Origin of the sequence: Streptomyces marispadix (assembly GCF_022524345.1) — a bacterium.
GTDB lineage: Bacteria > Actinomycetota > Actinomycetes > Streptomycetales > Streptomycetaceae > Streptomyces > Streptomyces marispadix.
The window spans coordinates 3,323,156-3,346,684 of record NZ_JAKWJU010000002.1; the positions used below are offsets into that span (position 1 = coordinate 3,323,156).

General features: G+C 69.4%; 15 protein-coding genes and 1 pseudogene. 6 read left to right on the forward strand and 10 right to left on the reverse strand.

Features of this window, described 5'->3' with window-relative positions:
* From rsmG to MMA15_RS13890, 4 genes and pseudogenes are all read left to right on the forward strand, one after another.
* On the forward strand, nt 1-771 hold the full coding sequence (gene rsmG, locus MMA15_RS13875; RefSeq protein ID WP_372498343.1) for a 16S rRNA (guanine(527)-N(7))-methyltransferase RsmG: 771 nt from the start codon (nt 1-3) through the stop codon (nt 769-771).
* Between the two features lie 251 nt (nt 772-1,022).
* On the forward strand, nt 1,023-2,096 hold the full coding sequence (locus MMA15_RS13880) for a ParA family protein (RefSeq protein WP_241063183.1): 1,074 nt from the start codon (nt 1,023-1,025) through the stop codon (nt 2,094-2,096).
* Nucleotides 2,093-3,234, forward strand: a pseudogene (locus tag MMA15_RS13885) (ParB/RepB/Spo0J family partition protein). The gene MMA15_RS13880 and the pseudogene MMA15_RS13885 overlap by 4 nt, the downstream one beginning before the upstream one ends.
* A gap of 98 nt (nt 3,235-3,332) precedes the next feature.
* The gene (locus tag MMA15_RS13890; RefSeq protein WP_241059893.1) at nt 3,333-3,950 is read left to right on the forward strand and encodes a GNAT family N-acetyltransferase; all 618 of its coding nucleotides are present in this window, start codon (nt 3,333-3,335) and stop codon (nt 3,948-3,950) included.
* A gap of 196 nt (nt 3,951-4,146) precedes the next feature.
* Here MMA15_RS13890 and trxA read toward each other — a convergent pair whose 3' ends face one another.
* The 7 genes from trxA to MMA15_RS13925 all read right to left on the reverse strand — a co-directional run bounded on the left by trxA (nt 4,147) and on the right by MMA15_RS13925 (nt 14,937).
* Nucleotides 4,147-4,476 carry a thioredoxin gene (trxA, locus tag MMA15_RS13895; RefSeq protein ID WP_241059895.1) on the reverse strand — a complete coding sequence of 110 codons (330 nt, stop codon included), beginning with the start codon at nt 4,474-4,476 and terminating at the stop codon, nt 4,147-4,149.
* 77 nt (nt 4,477-4,553) lie between these two features.
* Nucleotides 4,554-5,558, reverse strand: coding sequence for a thioredoxin-disulfide reductase (trxB, locus tag MMA15_RS13900; protein ID WP_241059897.1), 1,005 nt, complete (start codon nt 5,556-5,558; stop codon nt 4,554-4,556).
* A gap of 120 nt (nt 5,559-5,678) precedes the next feature.
* On the reverse strand, nt 5,679-6,695 hold the full coding sequence (locus MMA15_RS13905; protein ID WP_241059899.1) for an RsmA family anti-sigma factor: 1,017 nt from the start codon (nt 6,693-6,695) through the stop codon (nt 5,679-5,681).
* Nucleotides 6,692-7,486 (reverse strand): RNA polymerase sigma factor SigM, encoded by a 795-nt coding sequence (gene sigM, locus MMA15_RS13910; protein ID WP_241059900.1) that lies wholly within the window; start codon nt 7,484-7,486, stop codon nt 6,692-6,694. Before sigM ends, MMA15_RS13905 begins: the two co-directional genes overlap by 4 nt.
* A 60-nt stretch (nt 7,487-7,546) precedes the next feature.
* Nucleotides 7,547-9,439, reverse strand: coding sequence for a protein kinase family protein (locus MMA15_RS13915; RefSeq protein WP_241059901.1), 1,893 nt, complete (start codon nt 9,437-9,439; stop codon nt 7,547-7,549).
* Between the two features lie 112 nt (nt 9,440-9,551).
* Nucleotides 9,552-12,086 carry a murein biosynthesis integral membrane protein MurJ gene (murJ, locus tag MMA15_RS13920; protein ID WP_241059902.1) on the reverse strand — a complete coding sequence of 845 codons (2,535 nt, stop codon included), beginning with the start codon at nt 12,084-12,086 and terminating at the stop codon, nt 9,552-9,554.
* Nucleotides 12,087-12,120: 34 nt separating this feature from the next.
* Nucleotides 12,121-14,937 carry a DUF6049 family protein gene (locus MMA15_RS13925; RefSeq protein WP_241059904.1) on the reverse strand — a complete coding sequence of 939 codons (2,817 nt, stop codon included), beginning with the start codon at nt 14,935-14,937 and terminating at the stop codon, nt 12,121-12,123.
* 98 nt (nt 14,938-15,035) lie between these two features.
* Here MMA15_RS13925 and MMA15_RS13930 point away from each other — a divergent pair, with 98 nt between their 5' ends.
* A complete protein-coding gene (locus MMA15_RS13930) occupies nt 15,036-16,529 on the forward strand; it encodes a CCA tRNA nucleotidyltransferase (RefSeq protein ID WP_241059906.1) in 1,494 nt (497 codons plus the stop codon).
* A 78-nt stretch (nt 16,530-16,607) separates the two neighbouring features.
* Here the strand turns inward: MMA15_RS13930 and MMA15_RS13935 are convergent, their stop codons facing one another.
* The 3 genes from MMA15_RS13935 to MMA15_RS13945 all read right to left on the reverse strand — a co-directional run bounded on the left by MMA15_RS13935 (nt 16,608) and on the right by MMA15_RS13945 (nt 22,090).
* Nucleotides 16,608-17,966 (reverse strand): MFS transporter, encoded by a 1,359-nt coding sequence (locus MMA15_RS13935; protein ID WP_241059907.1) that lies wholly within the window; start codon nt 17,964-17,966, stop codon nt 16,608-16,610.
* Between the two features lie 150 nt (nt 17,967-18,116).
* Nucleotides 18,117-19,607: a glycosyltransferase family 87 protein gene (locus tag MMA15_RS13940; protein WP_241059908.1), complete on the reverse strand. Its 1,491-nt coding sequence runs from the start codon at nt 19,605-19,607 to the stop codon at nt 18,117-18,119.
* Nucleotides 19,608-19,732: 125 nt separating this feature from the next.
* Complete coding sequence (locus MMA15_RS13945; protein WP_241059910.1) at nt 19,733-22,090, reverse strand: transglycosylase domain-containing protein; 2,358 nt, start codon at nt 22,088-22,090, stop codon at nt 19,733-19,735.
* Nucleotides 22,091-22,791: 701 nt separating this feature from the next.
* Here MMA15_RS13945 and MMA15_RS13950 point away from each other — a divergent pair.
* A complete protein-coding gene (locus tag MMA15_RS13950; RefSeq protein ID WP_241059912.1) occupies nt 22,792-23,493 on the forward strand; it encodes a PadR family transcriptional regulator in 702 nt (233 codons plus the stop codon).
* Nucleotides 23,494-23,529: the final 36 nt, after the last annotated feature.

The following is a 23,529-nucleotide window of genomic DNA, read 5'->3' on the forward strand; positions in this document are numbered from 1 at the left end:
GTGGGGCAGGCCGGGCCGCCCGAAGGAGGCCCGGCGAAGACCAGTGAGCTGTCGGAACTCGCGCCGGCGCCCGAGGCGGCCCGCCGGCTTTTCGGGAAGTACCTGCCCGATGTGGAGCGCTACGCCGAGCTTCTCGCCGATGTGGGCGTACGGCGTGGGCTGATCGGACCGCGAGAGGTGCCGCGGCTCTGGGAGCGGCATCTGCTGAACTGCGCGGTCCTCTCGGAGATCGTGCCGGAAGGCGTGACCGTTTGTGACGTCGGTTCCGGCGCTGGACTCCCGGGAATCCCGCTCGCCCTGGTGCGGCCGGACCTCGACATCACGCTGCTGGAGCCTCTGCTGCGCCGTACGACCTTCCTGGAGGAGGTCGTCGAACTCCTGGGCCTCGACCATGTGTCGGTGGCGCGTGGTCGTGCGGAGGAGATGCTGGGCACGCTCCAGCCCGTCCATGTGGTGACCGCTCGGGCGGTGGCCCCGCTGGACCGGCTGGCCGGGTGGGGCATCCCGCTGCTGCGTCCGTACGGGGAGATGCTCGCGATCAAGGGCGACACCGCGGAGGAAGAGCTGAAGGGCGCGCGGGACGCGCTGCACAAGCTCGGAGTCGTGGACACATCCGTGGTGCAGGTGGGCGCCGGGGTGGTTGATCCGCTCTCGACGGTCGTACGGGCGGAGGTCGGGGAGAGCCCCGGCGGTGTGCGCTTCGCCGCACGACGAGCGAAGGCGCAGAAGGCACGGGGACGCGCATCACGGAGTGGACGGCGTCGACGCTGATCCCGCCGGACGTGGATGTCCGTTTACTCCAAAAAAGCTCTTAAGACTATGCGTTACGGTGTGTCGTCCTGGTGTGCGGTGCCCGAGTGTGCATCGTGTTTCACGTGAAACGCCGCTCTCTCTTGCAAGGAATCATCAGCCGCGGTCGCGCTCAGGCTGCTGAGCGCGACCGGAAATCCTCGTCCAAGCCCCGCTCCTCAGTGGATTCATCCACAACTGAGCGGGGCTCGCTGGTTCATGACACCGAAAGCATGGCAGGCTCTGTTCAGCACGAGCCTTATGTCGAGGAGAGTGAACCGTTGCGGTCCGACGCCAATACCGCGGGACCGATGGCCGACCCGGTCCCCGGCCCCCGTTCGGAATCGGTGGATGTTTCACGTGAAACTCCGCCTCCGATGGACGATACGCCGATCGGTCGCGCCGCCCAGCAGGCGGTAGAGGCGATGAACCGTGCCGGCGAAGGCCTCCCGAGGCCCGAGCAGACACGAATCATGGTCGTGGCCAACCAGAAGGGTGGGGTCGGCAAGACCACCACCACCGTGAACTTGGCCGCCTCCCTGGCCTTGCACGGTGCCCGGGTCCTGGTGATCGACTTGGACCCCCAGGGGAACGCGTCAACTGCCCTGGGTGTCGACCACCATTCGGAAGTGCCGTCGATCTACGACGTCTTGGTCGAGAGCATGCCGCTGGCCGACGTCGTCAAGCCGGTGCCTGACGTAGAGGGTCTCTTCTGTGCGCCCGCCACCATCGATCTCGCCGGTGCGGAGATCGAATTGGTGTCACTGGTGGCGCGCGAGAGTCGTCTCCAGCGCGCCTTGAGCGCGTACGAGCAGCCGCTGGACTACGTACTGATCGACTGCCCGCCGTCGCTGGGCCTGTTGACGGTCAACGCGTTGGTGGCCGGTGCCGAGGTGCTCATCCCGATCCAGTGCGAGTACTACGCGCTGGAGGGGCTGGGCCAGTTGCTCCGTAACGTCGATCTGGTCAAGGGCCATCTCAATACGCGGCTGCACGTCTCTACGATCATCCTCACCATGTACGACGGCCGGACCCGTCTGGCTTCACAGGTGGCGGACGAGGTTCGCAGCCACTTCAGTGCCGAGGTACTGCGGACGAACATTCCTCGTTCCGTACGTATCTCGGAGGCTCCCAGCTACGGACAGACGGTTCTGACCTACGATCCTGGGTCGAGCGGTTCGCTGTCCTATCTGGAGGCTGCCCGTGAGATCGCGTTGCGGGATCCGAACGTGCAACAGCGCCACGAAGAGTCGGCTCAGCAGTTGCAGCAACAGCAGAACAGCACCATGCCGGAGGGGACGCAGTGAGTGATCGACGTAGGGGGCTGGGCCGGGGACTTGGGGCGCTGATCCCGGCGGCGCCGGCATCCGGGGCCGAGGAGGGGAGCCCTTCAGTCGACGCCAACGGCGCGACCTCTCCGAGTGCGGTCCCCGTGATTCCACCGGATCGTGGTGTGGCGGCCGCCAAGGTGACTGCGCTACGAGACAGCGAGGCGCAGGACGAGGTTCCACGTGAAACATCGTCTGCAGCCGAGGCGGATGGCGGCACTGATGAAGCTGTGCCCGTGGGGGCGCACTTCGCAGAGGTGCCGCTGGAGGCGATCACGCCCAACCCGCGTCAGCCGCGCGAGGTCTTCGACGAGGACGCTCTGGCGGAACTCGTCACCTCCATCAAAGAGGTCGGGCTGCTCCAGCCCATCGTCGTACGGCAGTTGGGCCCGGAGCGCTATGAACTCATCATGGGTGAGCGGCGCTGGCGTGCCTGCCGCGAGGCGGAGCTGGAGCGCATTCCGGCGATCGTCAGGGCAACGGACGACGAGAAGCTGTTGCTGGATGCACTCCTGGAGAACCTCCACCGGGCACAGCTCAATCCGCTGGAAGAGGCTGCCGCCTACGACCAGTTGCTGAAGGACTTCAACTGCACTCACGACCAGCTCGCCGACCGGATCGGCCGCTCGCGTCCGCAAGTTTCCAACACGCTTCGGCTGCTGCGGCTCTCGCCTTCGGTGCAGCGTCGTGTTGCCGCCGGTGTCCTGTCGGCTGGGCATGCGCGTGCACTGCTCTCCGTGGAGGATGGTGAGGAGCAGGACCGCCTCGCCCATCGCATCGTCGCCGAAGGTCTCTCGGTGCGTGCTGTGGAGGAGATCGTGACGATGACGAGCTCCTCGCCGAAGAGCTCGTCGAAGTCGAAGGGTCCGCGTGCGGGGAAGCGGGTCTCCCCGCCCTGGATGATCTGGCCGGGCGCCTTTCTGACCGCTTCGAGACCCGAGTGAAGGTCGACCTGGGCCAGAAGAAGGGAAAGATCGTCGTCGAGTTCGCTTCGGTAGACGATCTCGACCGGATCCTTGGGCAGTTGGCCCCCGGTGAGGGCCGCGTGCTGGGACAGCAACTGAAAGCTGAGAAGGATGAGTCGGCCGACGCGGAGGCGGAGGAGAACGACGACTGAAGCAGTGCGCGGGAACCGCGCGAGCGGCGGGAACCGGCTTCGCCGATATCGCCGCGCAAGAACCGTGATGACTGTCGCCCCATGGATACGATGGATCCATGGGGCGACAGCTCGTTCCGCTCACGCTGGACAACCTCACCGACCTTCCCGGGCGTTGCCGCGCCTGCGTGTTCTGGGAGCTCGATCCCGTCAGCGGCGAGGCAGCGGTCCAAGCAGGGCGGCCGGAGGTCGAGAAGGAATCATGGATCTCGGCGGTGCTGCTGGAGTGGGGCTCCTGCGGCCGAGTCGTCTACGTTGACGAGAAGCCGGTCGGCTTCGTCTTGTACGCACCTCCCGCTTACGTGCCTCGGTCGGTCGCGTTCCCCACGAGCCCCGTCTCCCCTGACGCCGTCCAGTTGATGACGGCGTGGCTGATGCCGGAGTACCAGGGGCAGGGGCTGGGCCGCGTCATCGTGCAGACCGTGGCGAAGGATCTGCTGCGTCGAGGCTTCAAGGCGATCGAGGCGTTCGGCGACGCACGCTGGTCCGGGCCCGCCTGTCTGGTCCCCGCAGAACATCTGCTGTCGGTGGGCTTCAAGACCGTACGGCCGCATCACAACTTCCCCAGGATGCGGCTCGAGTTGCGGTCGACGGTCTCGTGGCGTGAGGACGTCGAGCGGGCTCTCGATCAACTGCTGGGGGCGGTCCAGAAGGACCGGGTGCTGCGGCCACTGTGAACGTGCCGTCCGCGAGCGCGCTGAGAGGGCCGTTGGGTGAAGTCAGTTTGGGCAGGCGCCGGTTGGACTTAGAAGCCGAACCGCGAGCCGACGCGGGAGCCGAGACGCTGGTTTCACGTGAAACGGCCCGGCGGTGTTCGCCGGGCCGTTTCACGTGAGTCCCTTCGAGGGCTTCCTACGAAGCGACTCCTCGTCCTCAGCCGATGAACTCGGAGAGGTCCTTCTCGATCGCCGCCCGCGGCTTCGCGCCGACGATGGTCTTGACGACCTCACCGCCCTTGTAGACGTTCATCGTCGGGATCGACATGATCCCGTACTTGGCGGCGACAGCCGGGTTCTCGTCGATGTTGAGCTTGACGACGGTCAGCTTGTCGCTGTGCTCGTCCGCGATCGCCTCCAGGGAGGGAGCGATCTGACGGCACGGACCGCACCAGGCAGCCCAGAAGTCGACGAGCACAGGCTTGTCGCTCTTGAGCACGACCTCGTCGAAGTCGGCGTCGGTCGCGGTCACGGTGGCACCGGCCATGGTTGTTCTCCTCGTTTCTTGTGATGGTGCGGGTGGCGCGTGGATGTCTGTGTCTGCGTACGGCCGCGGCGGTCGGCTCACACCACCGCGGTCTCGGCCGCCTCCTGGGCTTCTTCGGTCTTCTCCGGCTCTGCGGGCTCGGTCCCGTCGAGCTGGGCGGCGAGGTAGCGCTCGGCGTCGAGGGCGGCGGAGCAGCCGGTGCCTGCCGCGGTGACGGCCTGGCGGTAGGTGTGGTCGACGACGTCGCCGGCGGCGAAGACGCCCGGCACATTGGTACGGGTCGAGGGGGCGTCGACCTTCAGGTAGCCCTCGTCGTCCAGAGTGAGCACGCCCTTGAAGAGGTCGACGCGGGGGTCGTGCCCGATCGCGACGAAGAGGCCCGTCACTGGAAGTTCGGACGTGTCGCCGTTCTTGGTGTTGCGAAGGGTCAGGCCGGAGAGCTTGCCGTCTTTCTCGTGGATCGTGGCGACCTCGCTGTCCCAGGCGAAGCTGATCTTCGGGTCCGCGAAGGCGCGTTCCTGCATGGCCTTGGAGGCGCGGAGCGCGTCGCGGCGGTGTACGACGGTGACGGAGTTGGCGAAGCGGGAGAGGAACGTCGCCTCTTCCATCGCGGTGTCGCCACCGCCGACGACGGCGATGTCCTGGTTGCGGAAGAAGAAGCCGTCACACGTGGCGCAGTAGGAGACCCCGCGTCCGGAGAGTTCTTCCTCGCGGGGCAGCCCCAGCGCGCGGTACGCCGAACCCGTCGCGACGATGACCGCGCGGGCACGGTACTCCGTGCCCGCGGAATCGGTGACGGTCTTGATCTCGCCGGAGAAGTCGATCGCGGTGACGTCGTCCGGGATCAGCTCGGCGCCGAAGCGCTCCGCCTGGCCGCGCATCTGGTCCATCAGCTCGGGACCCATGATGCCATCGGTGTAGCCCGGATAATTCTCGACCTCGGTGGTGTTCATGAGCGCACCGCCCGCTGTCACGGACCCTTCGAACACCAGCGGCTTCAGCGACGCACGCGCCGTGTAGAGCGCGGCGGTATAGCCGGCGGGCCCTGAGCCGATGATGATCACGTTACGGACGTCGCTCACGGGAGTCTTCCTTGTCTGCCGACTGCTTTCCGGTCTGTGAGGTTCTCACCCCACCCAACGGATCCTAGGGGGCAGACATTCCCATCGGTGCGGCCCGTCAGGCGTAGTGGGCGCTCCGTGTCAGCGGCGAGAGTACGTGTGCTTGGCGAGCAGGGTGCCCGGGCCGCCGTTCCCTCCCTCGACACAGGACGAGTCGACGACGTAAGCGTCTACGCGCTTGGGGTCGCTCTCGTGCGGCATGACGACGAGGAAGGCGGTGCGTCCCTTGTACGGGGCGTGCTCGTCCATCGCCAACGGTTTCTCCGTACGGTCGATGCCCGCGCGTACACAGGACGGCATGGAATTCGCTCCGCCCGCGAGCGGGCTGTTCTCCGGGCTTTCCTTCGTCTTGAAGTCGCTCGAAGGGGTGCCGCCGGCGCCGCCGGTGGACTCCCCGGACTCATGCTCCGCGAGTAGACCGTGGACGTGCTTCTCCAATGCGCTTCCCGCGGCGGCCGTATGTCCGCCCTTGGGGCCTCCCGCGGTGGACGGTGCCGAGTCGCCCATGGACTGGATGACGATGCCGCCGAGTGCGAGAGCGACGACTGCGCCCGCCCCGGCGAGGACCGCAGAGCGCCAACGTCGCGCTCGCCGGGCGGGACGGTGCCGTCCCGGACCGCTGCTTCCGCCCCCGGGGCGCCCTGCCGGGCGGTCGGCGGCTCTACGCGCGATGCTTGTTTCACGTGAAACCGCGCCAGCCGTGTGTCTGTGAGACGCCTCCGACGCTGTCTCACGTACGGATCTGGAGTACGGATCGCTCTGGACGGAAGAGACGGCAGAAGCGGCGCCTGTTTCACGTGAAACCGTGGACGGGTCGCGCCCCGAGGATGCGCCGAGCCCCTCGGTGGCTAGAGCGGCATCGATCCGCCCTGCGATGTCTTCGGGCATCGGGGCCGCGTTCGGCATTGCCCCCAGCGTCTCCCGGATCCCCTCCAGCGAGACCAGCACATCCGCGCAGAGGCGGCAGTCGGCGAGGTGGGCGTGAAGCGCCGACGAACGGTCCGCGGGGAGCAGGTCCTCATTGAGCGCGGAGATCTCCGCGACGTCCGGGTGGCCGTCGGTGCTGCGCGCGCCGGACGTGAAAGGGGTGGATGTCATGTGTGTTCTCCTCCTCCTTTCACGGCTCCGGGTCGTTGCGTGACGCCTTCCTGCGGTGGGACGGATGGCTCTCTGGTCCGGTTCCTTCCGCCCGTCTGTGACCTACCCCTCTCCTCGCCGCTGGGGCGCAGATGGGATACGAGGGGCAGCAGCCGCGCGCGGCCGCGGGCGCAGCGGCTCTTGACCGTCCCGACGGCGATGCCGAGGACTTCGGCTGCTTCCGCGACCGGGTAGCCCTGCATGTCGACGAGCACGAGGGCCGCCCGCTGTTCCGCGGGGAGCTGGGAGAGGGCGGCGACGAGTTGCCGGTTGAGGTCCTGGCGTTCGGCGGGGAGGGCCGCGGATTCATGCGGCTCCAGGAGCAGGTCCAGGCGCTCGGTGTCGTCGGTGAGTTGGGTGCGGCGGGAGGCGGCCTTGCGTGCCCGGTCGAGGCACGCGTTGACGGTGATGCGGTGCAGCCAGGTCGTGACGGCGGACTGGCCCCGGAAGGTGTGGGCCGCGCGATACGCGGAGATCAGGGCGTCCTGCACCGCGTCGGCGGCCTCTTCGCGGTCGCCGAGGGTGCGTATCGCCACGGCCCAGAGCCGGTCGCGGTGCCGTCGTACGAGTTCGCCGAAGGCTTCGGGGTCGCCTTCGACGTGCCGGGCGAGGAGTTCCCGGTCGTTCGGTGCGTCAGGCCCCCAGTCCTGCGCAGGCACAGGGGATCCCTTGGATCTCTCGCCCGCACCGGGGCCGCCTCGCCCATGTCTGGCGCGGCGGCGCATCCGCTTGCCGCCGCTGTCGTCGCTCACCGTCGGACGCCTCCCGTCATTCCTCGCCCGCCGGCCGTGCCGTGCGTCAGTGTCGAGGGATCAGCTCTTTACCTGGATCTCTGTGATCCGGCCACGGTAGTTGCCGTCGTCCGAGAGCGGGAGCTTGGTGAGCCATACCAATACGTATTGAGTTCTGATGGGTTTCTTGGCCTTGAGGTTCAGATGCTCGCCGGTGCCGCCGCTGACCTTGCTGAAGCCGCGGAGGGTGGTGGGCATCGTGGCGGTGTCCTTGGGCGCCGCGAGGAAGTGGGCCGTGGTGGCGCCCATGAAATCGACCTTGACGGAGCTCACCTGCTGCGGCTTGCCGAGGTCGAGGATGAGCCCGGCGCCGGGCTTGAGGTGCCCGAAGTCGGGGCGGCCGTAGTACTTCTGCGTCAGCCAGTACGTGCCGGGGGCGCCGTCGTAGGCGTCGGGGACCTTGGCCGGGTTCTCGCTGCCGTTGCCGCCGGGCGGCGGGTCGAAGTCCTTGGCGTCGACGATCTTCACGGGCTTGCCGGTGCCGCCCGTCTCGTCGTTGCCGTTCGTCTGGCCCACGCCCTCGCCGGGGGAGTTGTCGCCCTTGAGGAGTGTGTCGGCGACCTGCCAGCTTCCCAGGCCGAGTGCCGCGATCAGCAGCGCGGAGACGCCCCACTTGAGGATCTTGCCCGTACGGCCGGGGAGCGCGGGCGGCGCGGAGTTCCCCGAGGGCGCCGCGTGGCTGCCGCCCCTGCCGGGCGCGGGCCGGGGTGCCTGTGAACCCTGTCCGTAGGCGCCCTGCTGGTAGTTGCTGCGCTGATACGGACGTGGCGAGGCGAAGCTCGGCTCCGGCGGGCGGATCTTCGGCAGCGCGGAGGCCGCCTTCGCCAGCTCCTCGGGGGTGGCGCAGGGCTGCTCCTGACTGGAGGCGGTGGCGCCGTCGTTGACGAGTGCGCGCATCGCGAGCTGTGAGAGCCCTCGGTGGACGCCGGCGCGCACCTGGTCGGGGGCGACGAGTGTGCGCTTCGCGAGGGAGCCGACACCGGACAGCCCGTAGGCGTCCTCCTCGTACGGCCAGCGCTGGGTCAGAGCGGCGTAGAGCAGTGCGCCGATGCCCTCGGTGTCGGCGCGCTGCGGGGTGTCGCTGCTGATGCCGCGCAGGGCGGCGCTCACCGCCAGGCCGCGGATGCGGTACTGCCCGGAGCCGGTGCGCAGCACCGTGCCGGGCGTCAGCCGCAGATGAGCCAGTCCCTCACGGTGAGCGGCGGCCATGGCCTGGGAGAGCTGGGTGACGAGCTCGTACGCCTCGTGCGGTTCGAGAGCCCCCGCGGCGAGGATGTCGGTGAGGGGTGTGGCGTCGGGGAGCCACTCGTGGACGACGTAGACGAGATCGTGGTCCTCCACGGCGTCGAGGACCTGGACGAAGCGCGGGTCGCCGAGCAGCGCGGAGGAGCGTGCGGCGGACAGCACCGTACGGGCGCGGGGATGGCCTGCGGGCAGGACGTGTACGCCGACGGCGCGGCGCAGTTTCTCGTCGACCGCACGCCAGCTACTGAATCCGTCCAGACGGGTGACGCACTCCTCGAGCCGGTACCGCCTGGCGAGCTTGTGGCCGCTGTGCAGTTCCGGCGGCACGGGGGCCGGAGCCTCGGCAGGCGCCTCCGGGGCTGCCGCGGCGTCGCCGCCCTGAAGGTCGCCCTGTGCGGGCTGCTGCGGCTGCTGTGCCTGGGCGTCGGTTGGTGCTCCGTTCTGCGCCGGGGCGCCGTCGTTGCTGCCGCTGCCGACGGTGTCGCTGTCCTGGCTGCCGGAGGCGGCGGAGTGGGCGGCGTCGGGTCTGGTGTCCTCCGGGGGCCGGTCGCTGCCGCTCTGTCCGTTCGTCGCGCTGTCGACGCTGGCCTTGTCCGCCCGTGCGGTGAGTGCGTTCTCGTCACCGCTGTTCTCAGCCACGCCGACGGCAGCCGTGCTCCGTTCCGCCACCGTCGTTCCTGCCTCCCCAATTCGTTGCAGCCACATCAGTGCAACAGCTCGACAATTGTGCCCACAGTCCGCCGCTATGCACGACACTCAGTGGCCGCGGATGGTTGTACGGTCAGCGCCCGAGACGGGCGCGCACCATACCGACCATGGCTGTCATCTCTGCGATCCGCATCCTCTTCGCCGCTAGGACGAAGACGACGCCCAATGCGATCCCTCCGGCGACCAGCGAAGCCAGGGAACCGAGCGTTCCGCTGCCGAGCGCCACGGTGACCCCGTAGACGGCGGCACCAGCGACGACGGTGGCCGGGACCGCCGCACCCGCGAGCCTGATGTACGTACGCAGCACGTGCGCGGTGTCCAGGTCGCCGCCCAGCCGGATGCGTAGGCGCCGCCATGCGATACCGACGCCGACGACGTACGCGAGCCCGTAAGAGGCGGCCATGCCCACGACGGCCCAGCGGGCGGGCAGCAGCAGGAAGCACGCGGTCGAGGCGACGGCGTTGGCGATGGCGACGACGACGGTGTTGAAGAAGGGCGTGCGCGTGTCCTCGTAGGCGTAGAAGGCCCGCAGCACCACGTACTGCACGGAGAACGGGATCAGGCCCACGCCGAAGGCCATCAGCGCGTAGCCCATGGAACGTGCCGCGTCGATGCCGGAGGGGCCGTAGATCAGGGTGCACATGGGCACGCCGAGGGCGAGGAAGCCGAAGGCGATGGGGACGATGGCGACCGCGGAGTTGCGCAGGCCCTGGGAGATGTCGTCGCGGACGGCGCCGGTGTCGCCGTCGCTGGCGGCGCGGGAGAGGCGGGGCAGCAGGGCGGCCATCACGGAGACGGTGATGATGGCCTGCGGCATGTTCCAGATGAGCTGGGCCTGGGAGTAGGCGGTCCAGCCCGCTCCGGCGTGGCCCTCGGAGGCGGCCGACTCCTGTGCCCAGGTGGAGAGTTGGGTGACGACGAGGACGCCGGCCTGGTTCGCGAGGACGAAGAGCACGGTCCACTTGGCGAGCTTCGCGGCCTTGCCGAGGCCGTGGCCGCGCCAGTCGAAGCGCGGGCGGATGCGGAAGCCGGAGGCACGCAGGTACGGGATCATCGCCAGCGCCTGTACGACGAGCCCGAGGAGCGTGCCGATGCCCAGCAGCCGCACGCCTTCCGGAGGGATGTTGCCGACGGTCAGGCCGGAGTCGTCGGCGCTGCCGTAGACCCACAGGAAGGCGCCGACGGTGGCCATGATGACGATGTTGTTGAGGACCGGGGTCCACATCATGGCGCCGAAACGGCCGCGTGCGTTGAGGATCTGACCCATCACCACATGGATGCCCATGAAGAAGATGGACGGCAGGCAGTAGCGGACGAAGGTGACGGTGACGTCGTTGGCCTGGGGGTTCTCCGCCAGCTTCACCGACATGACCCGTACCAGCAGGGGAGCGGCGAGGACCGCGAGGACGGTGAGCGAGCCGAGGATGACCGTGACGAGGGTCAGCAGGCGGTTCGCGTACGCCTCGCCGCCGTCGCCGTCCTCCTTCATGGCGCGGACGAGCTGGGGGACGAAGACGGAGTTGAGGCCGCCGCCGACGGTGAGGATGTAGAGCATCGTCGGCAGGGTGATGGCCAGTTGGTACGTGTCGCCCAGTACGGCGGCGCCGATCGCGGCGACCACCATCGCGGAGCGGATGAAGCCGGTGAGGCGGGAGACCATCGTCCCGGCGGCCATGATGGCGCTGGAGCGCAGCAGTCCGCCCGCACGTCCGCCTCCGCTCTCGCCGGACTGCGGGGGCTTCTCGGGGGCGGCGGCGTCGGGTTCGGGAGGCGGCGGGGTCGCCTCGGCGGGCGCCGCGTGTGCGGCTTCGAAGCCCGCGTCTCCGCCGGAACCGGCAGGGTCGGCTGAGGAGCCGTAGCGGTCCGAGGGGGAGCCGGAGGAGCGGGTTCCGTCGGTCTTGCCGCCGGTGCCGGGGAACTGCTCGTCGGGGAGCGGCTGACGCCCGCCGTACGGGCCGGACGAGGACGCCTCCGGCTTCTGCGCGGTCTGCGCGGGCATGGCTTCGGTGCGGGGCTGCGGCGGCGCTGCGGGCGTACCGGAGGCCGGGGTGCGGCCCTGGTCGCGGAAGAGGTGCGCGAAGGCGTCGCCCGGTTCGTGCCGCTCCGCTTCGTGCTCCCCTGCTTCGGGCCGCTCTGTGGCGCGTCCTTCGGCGCTCGCCTGCGGGCCGTTCTCCCCCTGACCCGACGTGCGGGGTGCCTCCGGGGCGGCGTCCCGCTTGTTCCCGCCGCCGGGGTCGTGCTCGCGGAAGGGGCTGAGGAGGTCGTCGACGCCGGTGTACTGGACGGTCGTCGCGTCGTCGCCGTACGGCAGACGCCGGGAGGGCCCGTCGGGCTCTGGAGCGGGAGTGGGCGCCCAGCGGCGCGGATCGGGCGCGTCAGGGCCGGGCTCGGGCGCCTCGTAGCGCCTCTGCGGATCGGAGCGGGTGCCGGGCGGCGGCGGGTCGGCGGCGCGGTCGTCGAGGGCCTCGTTCACCGGGTCCTTGGCGGCCGGGTCGCGGTCCGGGTACGGGTCGCGTGTGCGGGCGTCCCGTACGTAAGGGTCCTCCGGCGGCTGCTTGCCGTCACCGGCGGCCTGGCTGTCCCGGTCACCGTCGTGCGGCGGATTCATCGCTACCTACCCCTGCCCCTGCTCGCAAGCTGACTCAACGGTCCACTTTCTCACCCGCGTCGGGAACGGTTCCGCTTCCCTTTACGGTGTCGGCGCCGCCGTCGGCGGGCTCGCCGGGCACCGTCGCGGTGTCGGCGGACTCAGCGGTCTCGGCGGGCGCGGCAGGGCCTTCGTTCTCCCCGCGCTGCCCGTCCGGGGCGGCGTCCCCGACTGCCGAAGACGTCTGCCGGGCCGCTTCCGGTTCTGCGGACTTCACGGTGGCGACGGGCCCGGTGGAGGCGTCGCGGCCTCCCGATTCCCCTGCGCCTTCGGCGTCTTGCGCATCATGCGTGCGGTCTGCGACGTCCGCGCTGCTCGGGCCCTGCGTACTGCCGGAACCTGCCGGGGCTCCGGCAGCAGCGGACTCCGACCCGGAACCGGCCCCGGAGCCCGTTCCGGAACTCGACCCGGAGCCCGAGCCGACCGGGTCTCCCGAGTCTCCGTCCGCCGGGTCCCCGTCCGCGGGTCCGTCGGCGCCCTGGTCCGGCTCCGGTGAGCCGGGCCCGGCCGCGGGCCCGCCGTTCCGCTTCCGCGTCGTGTACATCCGTACGCCCGCGAGGACCACGAGGAGCACTCCGCCCGCGATCACCAGCAGCACCGTCGACGTGATCGAAGTGACGTTGACCTGGAAGACCATGCGCTTCCCGTACGGCTTGCCGTCCTTCGTGTAGAGCTGCGCCTCGACGTATGCCCGGCCGTTGGCCTTGGCGCTCGTGGAGAACTTCACCGACTGGCTGTGCTCGCCGTCGATCTTCACGGCCTGTGCCTCGCCGACGTCCAGGCCGATGCGGCGCCTGGACTTCAGGCGCAGCTCCAGATCGTCCACACCCTGTACGAGGTTGTTCTGCACGGTCACGGGGATCGTGGCGCTGCGTCCGGAGAGGGTGATGGGCGACTTCTGGATCAGGTGGACCTCCTTGGTCAGCCCGACCAGGTAACCGCGCACCCCGTCCCGGTAGTTCGCGGCGCCCTCGCCGTCTCCGCGCCAGGAGGCGGACTCGCCGCGCTCGACGGCGCTGCCGAAGGGCGTCACGACGCGGTCCTCACGGGTGAGGATCTTCTTGAAGTCGCCCACGAGCCGCTTGGTGTCCTGCACGTGCCGGTACGCGGCGGTCGGCAGTTCCTGCTTGCGCAGCGACGCCGGGTACTGGCTGCCGCCGGGCACCCGCCGGTTCGCCCGCGGGTCCGGCTTCGCCTTGGCCGCCTCCGACAGGTCGGTGCCCTCGGCCCAGCGCCCGTCCTTCTGAAGGGAGCTGAGCGCCAGCGCCATCGCCTGTGCCTGGTCCGCGCTCGGCGTCCGCTGCGGCGCTACGAGGATGTTGCGCTGCTTTCCCGGCACTTGGGCGTTGACGGCCTGGGTCTCGCTGAGGAAGCGCTGTACGGCCCGGGACGTCGCGCCGGGCCGCGTCAGGTCGCCCTCGAACGCCTTGGACAGCCGGGAGTCGGCGACTAGCGCCGTGTTCCCGCCACCGATGGGGCGCGCTGACGTCGGCGTGTAGGAGAGCGCGGTGTCGCGAAGTGAGTCGCTGCGCGCGATGACGTTGTGCGCGCCCGCGGACGTGGCGACGTCGACGATGCTCGGGTCTACGGCGCCCTCGACGGGCCATGCGTAGTCCGTGCTGGGCTTGGTGTGCAGGATCGACTCGACGGTGAGGCGCCCGCGCCTGGTGGCGGAGCCCAGGTCGCCGAGCGCGCCCGGCACGTTGCGGCCGCGGTGCGCGAGCGAGGCGACGTCGGTGTCGGCGAAGGGCAGCGTCGCGACCTCTTCGCCCTTCACGGCGCCCTGAAGGTCCATCAGCCACTGCTTCGCGTACGTCTGGCCCTTGCCTGCGACGGTGCCGCCGCCCTTCTTCTGCACCCGGTACTTCTCGGTCATCGCGTTCACGGTGGCCAGCAGGTCCGGGTCGACCATCCATGTGATCGGGAGATCCTTGCCGAGGTTGACCATCTGCTGGAGACGGCCGCCGGGGGCGAGTTCCTTGGCGAGTTCGTCGTTGCGGAAGACCGGGGTCTGCTCCTCGTCGGACTGTGTACGGGCCGTCAGATGCGACGAGGAGATCAGCGGCCAGAGGTACGTCAGACCCGTCTTGTGCTTGGCGTCGGAGGTCTGCCAGGGCAGGAAGCTGCGTTCGATGCCGAGGATCTGGTCGTAGGGGCGCTCCCGCGTCTGCCCGGTGAGCGTGATGCCGAGCTGGTAGACGCCGGAGGAGTCCATCTTCAGCGCGCTGACGGGGAGTTTGAGCTTGAAGGAGCGGCGGATGCCGGGGCGCATGCTGCCGACCTTCTCCGTGGCCTTCTTGCCCCCGACCTCCTTGCCGTCGGCGCCGGGGAGGTAGTCCTTGCGGGCGGCGTTCTGCTCCAGGGCGCTGCGGCTGTTGGCGCCGGGGCCGATACGCAGGCCGATGCTGCCGTCCGTGATGGGCGAGCGGCCCTTGTTGGTGACGGTGCCGGTGACGCTGAGGGTGTCGTCCTTCTGAGGGGTGGCGGGCGAGAGGGTGTTGATGGAGATGTCGGCCGTGCGGGAGCCGCTGCCGGTACGGGCGGGGGCCGCCGCACGGGCTCCGCTCGCGCTCGGGGCTCCCGCGGCGGCCGGCGCTGTGTGGCTCTCCTCCGCGGCTGCGGGAGCGGGCAGCAGCCCTGCGATGAGCGGCCCCGGTGGTGAGCACGAGCGCGGCGGTACCTCGCAGCCACCGGCGGGCGGGAGCGGTCGGGGTGCCCTGGTTCTCAGCCGCCTCGGCCACGCGCTCGTCCGTCCTCTGTCGTCGTGGATGCGTCTCGCTGGTCTGATGGTAACGATGCTGCGGGATGGCACGTGCCGCGGTCTGTGTCACAAGATCGGCCGGGGTCGTGGCCGGTGTAGTGACCAGGCGCAGGGCGGTCCGCGGGGGTGGCAACGTACCCTGTGCTGTCGTGCCGAACGCCAATGATGACATCCAGCCGACACCGCCCGCCCCTCCTGCCAAGGAGCAGCTCAGCGCGGCGCAGCGCCGCGCGGTGAGCGAGCTGCTGAGGGTGTCCCCCGTCGCCGACGATCTGGCGCGGCGGTTCCAGGAGGCCGGTTTCCGGCTGGCGCTCGTGGGCGGTTCCGTACGGGACGCGCTGCTGGGGCGACTCGGCAACGACCTGGATTTCACCACCGACGCTCGTCCTGCCGACGTGCTGCGGATCGTACGGCCGTGGGCGGACGCCGTATGGGAGGTCGGCATCGCCTTCGGGACGGTGGGCTGCCAGAAGAAGGCCCGCGAGGCGGACGGGGCGCGCACCTTCCAGATCGAGGTCACCACCTACCGCTCCGAGGCCTACGACCGCACCTCGCGCAAGCCCGAGGTCTCCTACGGCGACTCCGTCGAGGAGGACCTGGTGCGGCGGGACTTCACGGTGAACGCGATGGCGGTGGCGCTGCCGGAGAAGCACTTCATCGATCCGCACGGCGGACTGGAGGATCTGGCACGACGTCTGCTGCGCACGCCGGGGACCCCGGAGGCGTCTTTCTCCGACGATCCGCTGCGGATGATGCGCGCGGCCCGCTTCGCGGCGCAGCTCGACTTCACCGTCGCCGACGACGTGCTGCGTGCGATGAAGGCGATGGCTGACCGGCTGGGCATCGTCTCCGCGGAACGTGTGAGGGACGAGCTGAACAAGCTGCTGCTGGCCCCCCGCCCGGTGAAGGGCATCCGGCTGCTCGTCGAGACCGGGCTCGCCGACCAGGTGCTGCCGGAGATTCCCGCGCTGCGACTGGAGCGCGACGAGCACCATCGTCACAAGGACGTCTACGAGCACTCGCTGACCGTCCTGGAGCAGGCCATCGACCTGGAGGAGGGCGGGCCCGATCTGACGCTGAGGCTCGCGGCGCTGCTGCACGACATCGGCAAGCCGAGGACGAGACGGTTCGAGCCCGACGGGCGGGTCTCCTTCCATCACCACGAGGTGGTGGGCGCGAAGATGACGAAGAAGCGCATGGCCGCGCTGAAGTACCCCAACGATCTGACCAAGGACGTCTCCCGGCTCGTGGAGCTGCATCTGCGCTTCCACGGCTACGGCACGGGAGAGTGGACGGACTCCGCGGTGCGCCGCTACGTAAGGGACGCGGGCCCGCTGCTGTCCCGGCTCCACAAGCTCACGCGCTCGGACTGCACGACGCGCAACAAGCGCAAGGCGAGCGCGCTTTCGCGTGCGTACGACTCCCTTGAGGAGCGGATCGCGCGGTTGCAGGAGCAGGAGGAGCTGGAAGCCATCAGGCCCGATCTCGACGGGAACGAGATCATGTCCATCCTCGGTGTGAAGCCGGGGCCGGTCGTGGGCAAGGCGTACAAGCATCTGCTGGAGCTGCGCCTGGAGCACGGGCCGATGGAGCACGATGACGCGGTGGCGGCGCTCAAGGACTGGTGGGCGGCGCAGAGTTAGCCACCCCGGCCACCGCCGGACGGGCCGCCGCCCTGCCGCCCAGCCGACGCCGTCGGTACGCGCCGTCAGTACGCGTGGTCAGTGCGGCGGCGAGGGCGGCGTCGGGGCAGAAACCGCACTTCGGGCCGCCTGTGTGCGTTTCACGTGAAACATCAGCGCAGCCACCGCCACGTAGACCACGGCGACCCCGATGACGAGTACGGCCGAGCGCCCGTCCGGCGGCAGTATCAGCGACGCCACTCCCGCCGCACCGACGAAGGCGACGTTGAAGAGCATGTCGTAGAGCGAGAACACCCGGCCCCGGTAAGCGTCGTGGACCGTCGACTGCACGGCCGTATCGGCGGTGATCTTCGATGCCTGGGTGACGAGTCCGAGAACGAAGGCCGTGAGCAGGATCGGTACCGGTGCGAAGGTCAGCCCGAGCGCGGGCTCCAGTACGGCCGCCGACGCGGCGCACAGCGTCAGCCAGCCGAAGCGGCCCGAACGTGCGACTCCCCAGGGCGTGATGAGTGCCGCCGCGAAGTAGCCGAGCCCCGAGACCGCCACCGCGAGTCCCAGCAGCTTCAAACCCGCGCCCACGTCCACGGCTTCGACCGCGTCGCCGACCCGGCCGTCGCTGCCCCATGCGTAGCGGCACAGCATCAGCACCATCACCGTCAAGGCGCCGTAGCAGAACCTCATCAATGTCATCGCCGTGAGCGCGTAGGCGGCGGTGTGGCGCTGCCGTAGGTGGCGAAGGCCGTCGACGAGGCCGCGGGTGGTGGTGGCCACCGTCGTCAGCAGCCGCAGCGGTACGCGGGCGGCGCCCGGGTCCGGCCCGAGCAGGTCCCGGCCCATGCGCAACGCTGCGAGTCCCGCGAGGAGATAGACCAGTGCGCCGGTGAGGACCACCCACGCATCGCTTGTACGGCCGCCGTCGGGGGAGGCCAGCCGCAGGGCGAAGGCGACGCCGCCGCCGGCGGTGGCCGCGAGGGTTCCGGCGGTCGGGGAGAGGGAGTTGGCCATGACGAGGCGAGCGTCGTCTACGACGCGTGGCAGCGCCGCGGAGAGCCCGGCGAGGATGAAGCGGTTCACGGCGGTGACCGACAGCGCGGAGAGATAGAACAGCCACTCCGGGACGGCGCCGACCACCAGAGCGCCTGTCCCGGCGGCGAGGACCGCGCGCAGCAGATTGCCGTAGAGCAGGACCTGGCGTCTGCGCCACCGGTCCAGCAGTACGCCCGCGAAGGGGCCGAGCAGGGAGTACGGGAGCAGCAGTACGGCCATAGCAGAGGCGATGGCCGCCGGTGATGTCTCCTTCTCGGGGGAGAAGACCACGTAGGCCGCGAGGGCCACTTGATAGATGCCGTCGGCGAGTTGGGAGAGCAGACGCACCGCGAGCAGTCGCCGGAAGCCGGGGAAACGCAGCAGGGTGCGTAGATCGCCGACGACACTCATGGGCCCAGCTTCACACACGTGCCAGTGGGTGCGCGCCTCGATGTGGCAAGGGGGGAAGGGGCGAAGCGACGCTTGTGCCGTTGATGCCGGTACCGGAGTTCTGCCGGGTCTGCGGGAGCCTGTTTCACGTGAAACGGGCGCCGGTTCCGGTCAGTGCGTGGCTGTCCCCCAGCTCACCTGCGCATCCTCGAACGGCACCGGCTTCGCATGTGACGCCCGGCGCCCGCCGAGGGTGAAGACGTCCGGCGCCCGGTCCAGGACGCCGCCGCCCGGGTCGTCCGTACCGTCCCGGCGCACCACGTCCCGCTCCGGGGTCAGTGCGTCGCGTACCACCACGGCGCAGAGGTAGAGCGTGCCGAGCAGGTGCGCCATGATTACTAGCTGGTAACCCTCGGGGGGCAGGCCATGGTGCTTGTCGCCGCTGCCCGTGTAGGCGAGGTAGAGCCAGATGCCGAGGAAGTAGACCACCTCGCACGCCTGCCAGATGAGGATGTCCCGCCACCTCGGCCTGGCGAGGGCCGCGAGCGGGATGAGCCACAGCACGTACTGCGGCGAGTAGACCTTGTTGGTCAGGATGAACAGCGCCACGACCAGCAGCGCGAGCTGTGCCAGGCGGGGGCGGCGCGGTGCGCGCAGCGCCAGTGCGGCGATGCCGGCGCAGCCGAGCGCCATCAGCACCATCGCGTAGACGTTGGCGTCCGAGACGGGGTCGCCGGTGCGCTGGGAGATGATCAGCCAGATCGAACCGAAGTCGACCGGCCTCTCCTGGCTGAAGCTGTAGAACTTCGACCAGCCTTGTGGGGCCAGCAGCATTACGGGAAGGTTCACGCACAGCCATGAGGCTGCCGCGCCCGTCAGTGCCTTCGCGAAGGACGGCAGGCGGCCCGCGCGCCAGCACAGCAGCAGCAGCGGGCCCAGCAGCAGCGCCGGGTAGAGCTTCGCGGCCGTCGCCAGGCCGATGAGCACGCCCGCGGCGAGCGGGCGGCTGCGGGACCACATCAGCAGCGCGGACGCGGTGAGCGCCACGGCCAGCAGGTCCCAGTTGATCGTCGCCGTCAGCGCGAGCGCGGGCGCCAGGGCGACGAAGAGGGCGTCCCAGGGGCGGTTGCGGTGAGTGCGGGCGGCGCTGACGAAGAGGACGGCCGCACAGACCATGAGCATCCCGGCGTTGACCATCCAGTAGAGCTGCTCGCGGTACTGGATGTCGCCGCCCGGCGTCATCCACGAGGCGACCTCCATGAACACCCCGGTGAGCACCGGGTATTCGAGATACGTCATGCCGCCCGAGACGCGTTCGGGGATGCGGTCGAAGTACGGGACGAGGCCGTCGGCGAAGCCGCGCCCGGCGAAGAGATGCGGGATGTCCGAGTAGCACGCGTGCACGTACTGGCTCGTCTGGCCCGAGAACCACGCGCCGTTGAAGCAGGGCGCCTTCTGGATCATGCCGAGCACGAACATGCCCAGGCCCAGCAGCGCCACCACCCGCACCGGCGTCCACCAGCCGCCCGGCTGAGGTGCGGCACGGCGGCCCACCGGCCCTCCGATCAGTTCGCTGCCGGCGGCGGCGACCTCGTCCTGTTCCGTCGGACGTACGGGCGCGGTGTTCCGGTCGGAGGGCTCCGAGAGGTAGGCACGCGTCATGGGCACATCCTGCCGTACGGCCGCAGACGCCAGCAGCCCCGTCACGGTGTGACCCGTGACGGGGCTGCGAGGTCCCGGTCCGGCTCAAGGCCGGTGCTGCGGGGACGAGGCGGGCCTGGCGGCCCCTAGTCCTCTTCTCGGCTTCCGGTCGGCCCGCCGAACAGGCCGCCGTTGTCGCCTCCCGTATCGCCTCCGGTGTTTCCGCCGGTATCGCCTCCGCCGTCCTGGCCCTGGTCGTTACCGCCGTCCTGGCCCTGGTCCTGGCCGGCGGTCTGGCCCTGGTTCTGGCCGGCGGTCTGGCCCTGGTCGTTGCAGACGAACGGGTTGTCACACGTGCCCGAGGGCGACGGCGACTGCGACGGCGACTGCGACGGGTTCTGCGACGGGTTCTGCGAGGGGGTGTCGCTCGGGCTCGGCGTCGGCGACGGGCTGGCGCCCACCCCGAAGACCGGCTCACCGATCGGGTCGGGCGTCGGGAAGGGCTTGGCGTAGGTGCCCTTCAAAGCGCCCGTCATGTACTTCGTCCAGATCTCCGCCGGGAACGACGCACCGTGGATCGAGTCCTGGCCGCCGACCCCGTACATCTTCTGGAAGCGCTGGGTCTTGGCCTTGTCGTTGACCCGCCACATGCCGATCGACGTCGAGAGCTGCGGCGTGTAGCCGGTGAACCAGGCCGACTTGTTGTCGTCCGTCGTACCGGTCTTGCCCGCCGCCGGGCGTCCGAGCTGCCGCGCCGTGGTGCCGGTGCCGTCCTGGACGACCGTCTCCAGCACGTTGGTGACGTTGTCGGCGACGCGGGCCTCGAAGGCGCTCTTGACCTGCTTCTGGTGGGTGTAGAGGTTGCGGCCGCCGCCCTCGACCCGCTTCACCGAGTACGGCTCGGACTTCATGCCGCTGCTGGCGAACGTCCCGTAGGCGTTGGCCATGCGGATCGCGCTCGGCGCCGAAGTGCCCAGCGACAGCGTCGGAGTGCTGCGGGCGAGGCTGTCCTCGTTGAGGCCGGAGTCGAGCGCCGCCTGCCGCACCTTGTCGACGCCGACGTCCATACCGAGCTGGATGTACGGCGTGTTGACGGAGTACTGCATCGCCTCGCGCAGCGAGATACGGCCCTTGTCCTCATTGCCGTCGTTGCGCTGGCGCCACTCCCGGCCTTCCTTGTCGTGCCAGATGGTGCGGTCGTAGTTGCGCAGTTTGATCTTGTTGTCGCCGTCGTAGACGCTCTTGGGCGAGACCGGGGTACGTGCGTCACGGCCCTGCACCGCCGGGCCCCGCGGGTCGCGGACGCCGTCGCGCATCGCGGCGGCGAGAACGAACGGCTTGAACGTCGAACCGACCTGCACACCGGTGTAGTCGGCGTTGTTGGTGAAGTGCGTGGTGGCGTCCTCACCGCCGTACATGGCGACGATCGCGCCGTCGTTCGGCTTCACCGAAGCACCGCCGAACTGCACGTACTTGTCGACCGCGCGGGCCTTCGGGTCGATGTTCGCCTTGCGGACCCGCTCCACCGCGGCCGTCATCTCCGCCATCTTCTTCTTGTCGAAGGTGGTGTAGATCCGCAGGCCGCCCTGCTTGAGCCTGCGGTCGGAGATGTTGCTGTTGGCCGTGATGTAGTTGTTGACGATGTCGACCATGTAGCCCTTCTGGCCCTTGAGTTCGGTCGACTTCTTCGGACGCTCCGGCATCGGGAACTTCGTGTACTTCGCCCGCTGCGCCTTCGACATCCGGCCGGTCGCCACCTCGCGGTCCAGCGTCCAGCTCCAACGCGCCTTGGCCCGCGCGAAGTTCTTCTCCTTCGTGGCCGCGGAACCGATGCCGCCCTCGGGGTCGTAGAGGTTCGGGCCGTTGAGCGTCGCGGAGAGGAACGCCGCCTCGCTCGGGTTGAGGTCCTTGGAGTCCTTGCGGTAGTACGCCTGCGCCGCGGCCTGGATGCCATACGCGCCGCGCCCGTAGTAGCCGGTGTTGAGGTACCCCTGAAGGATCTTCTGCTTCTTCTGCGTCGCACCGACCTTGATGGAGATGAACAGCTCCTTGACCTTACGCGTGATGGTCTGCGACTGGTCGAGGTAGGTGTTCTTCACATACTGCTGCGTGATGGTCGAGCCGGACTGGGTGTCACCGCCCATGGCCATACGGCCGACCGCGCGCACGATGCCGATCGGGTCGACGCCCGGGTCCTCGTAGAACGACTCGTTCTCCGCCGCGATGACGGCGTTCTGCATCGACTTGGGGATCTGGGCGAGCGGGACGATCTGCCTGTTCTGGTCGCCGCCGCCCGCGACGACCATCTGCTTGCCGTTCGCCCAGTAGTAGACGTTCTTCTGCTGCTTGGAAGCGGCGTTCTCGCTGGGGACTCCCACCATCGCCAGCGCGATGCCGGAGAGGCCGATGATCAGCCCGAGGAAACCCGCGAACGAGCCGAGGACGAGTTTCCACGAGGGAACCCAGCGGCGCATGCCCGTCTTGTTCCAGCGCGGATAGTCCACGAGCCGCTTTCTGGGCGGCGGTTGGAAGCGCCCGCGCCCCCTGCCGTACGGACCCGCGCCGCGCCCGCGGCCACCGGCGCCGAGAGCGCCCGAGGCCAGACCCGCGCCTGCGGCGCCCGCTCCCGCAGCCCGGCGGCGACCGCCGCCTCCTCCTGCACGCGGCGGCGGTGCCGCCCTCCGTGAGTCGGCACGACCGCCGTACGAGCTTGAAGCGCCCCCCTGGGCGGCGGGGCGGCACGGCGGCCGGTGCCGGACGGCGGCTGCGGCTGCGCTGCGCGCCGGCCGCGCCCCTGTGGCGGCTTTCGACGGTGCTCGCTCATGGAACAGCTACTCCTCGGGCAGGCGCTCGCGCCTGAAGGTGGCAGTTGACGTCTGGTCCCCCCGAGCACGGCCCGCTGACACTCGGTCGGCCGGCCGCACTGCACCCAGGACGATGACGCACGCGGGCGTCTTCTGGTTCCCGGTGGTGGTCTGCACGCGCACAGACTACGCAGATCCAAAACGCCCTTGGACGGGCATCCTTCGCAATCAAGGCAAGTTGCTCGCAACTAATCAGAGATGTGAGTCCCTTCACCCGGCGCCCACTTGTCGCTCCTGACGCCCCGGCCTATCGTGCTGATGTATCGAGCCGATACATCAGCACGAGACGACGACGACACCAACGGGCAAGCGGCGCACGGGACATAGGGAGGCGGTGCAGCATGAGCCGGCGCTCGGGAGTCCTTGAGTTCGCCGTACTCGGCCTGCTTCGCGAATCACCCATGCACGGTTATGAGCTGCGAAAACGGCTCAACACCTCGCTGGGAGTCTTCCGCGCCTTCAGCTACGGGTCGCTCTATCCATGCCTCAAGACCCTCGTACAGCGCGGGTGGTTGACCGAGGAGCACGAGCCGGCCCGCCCGCCGCAGCAGAGCGAACGCCTCGAACGCGACGCCCTCACGGGCTCGTTGACCGGACGCCGGGCAAAAATCGTCTACAGATTGACGGCTTCCGGCCGCGAACACTTCGAGGAGCTTCTTTCACAGACCGGACCGGACGCGTGGGAAGACGAACACTTCGGTGTGCGTTTCGCCTTTTTCGGTCAGACCTCGCGGGAGGTGCGGATGCGTGTGCTCGAGGGACGACGCAGCCGCCTGGAGGAGAGGCTCGCGAAGATGCGGGCCTCCCTCGCCCGTACCCGCGAACGGCTCGACGACTACACCCTCGAACTACAGCGCCACGGAATGGAATCCGTGGAGCGCGAAGTCCGCTGGCTCACCGAACTCATAGAGAGCGAGCGGACCGGGCGCGACAGGGAGGCGGGAACCGATTCCGGGCCTCCGCCGCGCCGCTTTGGAGACGCGGGGACCCGGCCCCGGCACAGGGGCGCAGCCCCGCCGGATCCGTCCGAGGACACCGCATGAGGCCGCGTACGAACGCGGCCTCACCGACCAGAAACA

Excerpts from the sequence above, each read along its gene's own strand:
- MMA15_RS13890 (WP_241059893.1), top strand. The coding sequence starts at position 3,333 with ATGGGGCGACAGCTCGTTCCGCTCACGCTGGACAACCTCACCGACCTT.
- trxA (WP_241059895.1), bottom strand. The coding sequence starts at position 4,476 with ATGGCCGGTGCCACCGTGACCGCGACCGACGCCGACTTCGACGAGGTC.
- MMA15_RS13935 (WP_241059907.1), bottom strand. The coding sequence starts at position 17,966 with ATGAGTGTCGTCGGCGATCTACGCACCCTGCTGCGTTTCCCCGGCTTC.
- MMA15_RS13880 (WP_241063183.1), top strand. The coding sequence starts at position 1,023 with ATGGCAGGCTCTGTTCAGCACGAGCCTTATGTCGAGGAGAGTGAACCG.
- MMA15_RS13950 (WP_241059912.1), top strand. The coding sequence starts at position 22,792 with ATGAGCCGGCGCTCGGGAGTCCTTGAGTTCGCCGTACTCGGCCTGCTT.
- murJ (WP_241059902.1), bottom strand. The coding sequence starts at position 12,086 with ATGAATCCGCCGCACGACGGTGACCGGGACAGCCAGGCCGCCGGTGAC.
- MMA15_RS13940 (WP_241059908.1), bottom strand. The coding sequence starts at position 19,607 with ATGACGCGTGCCTACCTCTCGGAGCCCTCCGACCGGAACACCGCGCCC.
- MMA15_RS13905 (WP_241059899.1), bottom strand. The coding sequence starts at position 6,695 with ATGACATCCACCCCTTTCACGTCCGGCGCGCGCAGCACCGACGGCCAC.